At 40.1% G+C, this 1,547-nt stretch carries 1 pseudogene; it reads right to left on the bottom strand.

Annotation, left to right across the window (positions count from 1 at the left end):
• Positions 1-1,547 (bottom strand): annotated as a pseudogene (locus G576_RS13795) (hypothetical protein); the annotation flags it as partial.

Below are 1,547 nucleotides of genomic sequence, written 5' to 3'. Positions count from 1 at the left end.
ATACGGTTCTTCCCTAAATTCCCCGATTTGGACGGATTTAGTAAAGATACCATTTTCAATATAAACAGTTGTCCCGTCCATATACATGGCGGGTTTACCGTTTGAATAGATTGTAATGCGACCATTCGGGCTAATCAGCATACTTGCCGAACCGTCTTTCTTTCCCAACGAAAGACCGTCTTCGCTATACTGCATAAACGAATCAACCGCATTCCACTTTTGAGCCATCTGTCCCAGATTGGTTTCTACCGCTACAATCCTGTTGAGATGGTCAATAATAGCTTTCTCGGATTTGTCCCACTCAGCCCTTGTCATTTTCTGGAAGTTCTGGAATTTTTCTAAAACTTCCGATACCGCTTCTAAACTAGCTTTTGACTCAATGTCTGCTTTTATCAGCTCAGTCTGTTCAGACAATAGGTTGAGTTGTTCTTGAGTGAGGACTTGGTCAGCTTTGGAGTCTATACGCTCATCAATATCAGCCTGCGCTTCTCTAAAAGGTGTCGGAACAGTCCCCTCCTCTAGCTGAGGCTTGGTCAAATATAGGATGGAATTCGTGGTAAATCCGTAAGCATATATATAAAAGGTTATTGGTTTAGTCAAATCAATATTATTATTTAACTTGATAGATCCAGATACACGATGCCAACTATTAATCGTCGTTATATTAATCGTCGTTTGTCCGGAGTGAAAACCACGTGTACCTGTTTTGTTATAATAAAAAAAACCAAACCAAATTTTAGTACCAGCGCCAGTAGAATAAATGTCGGTCGAAAACATATAGTTTCCAAAAGATAAGTCGGAAGCCTCTACAATAGCTTGAATAGCCTTCCAATTTCGACTTCCATCTGACTCATTGAACTCTACTACAGGACCTTTTCCATTGAATGATTCTTTGTAGATAGCGTGATAAGACGTTGTTGGATTTTGAATGCCCCTGTTGTATAAACTTTCCCACTGAGGCAACAATTTGTTTTTATAAGTAACACCAGCAACCGTAAAGGTTTCCGAGCTATCCACCGCATTATTAAACAATGAGTTGCGTAGAATGTTCTTCCCCCCAACCTCAATCTTAGCCCATCTATCAGACCAGCGATATTTTGTCTTATCCGTACTATCAGCTTGCGTATAGTCTGAGTAGTGTCCAATATACCGCTGACCATTGTCAGATGTGGTCAGACCTGTACCGTCTGCGTTGTCGGAGTAAGCCCAATGGATGTATGAAGTTCTACCATCAGTGCCTTTCTCACCTTTATCAATCAACCCTTTAGAAACAGTAGTCAAACTTCTATCACTGGCGATAGCTTTAACAGTTGCCAATATATATACTAAGCCCAATTTTTCTGTGTGATAAACAGACATAGTGACTGTATCGCCAATTTTTACTAACCCTGTATTCTCATTGACTGCCCATGTTCCTGTATAACCAGGCGTACTGTAATGAGATATGCTGGTTTGATTGTATTGATAGTTTGTCGTGAATAGATGATGCGATAATCCTTGGATACCTTTTTCACCAAAAACTGATAAAACATAAGGTTCCCCAGTCG

The organism is Streptococcus porci DSM 23759, from assembly GCF_000423765.1.
GTDB lineage: Bacteria > Bacillota > Bacilli > Lactobacillales > Streptococcaceae > Streptococcus > Streptococcus porci.
Note: the sequence above shows the minus strand (reverse complement) of the source record. Positions and strands in the feature narration are given on the sequence as shown.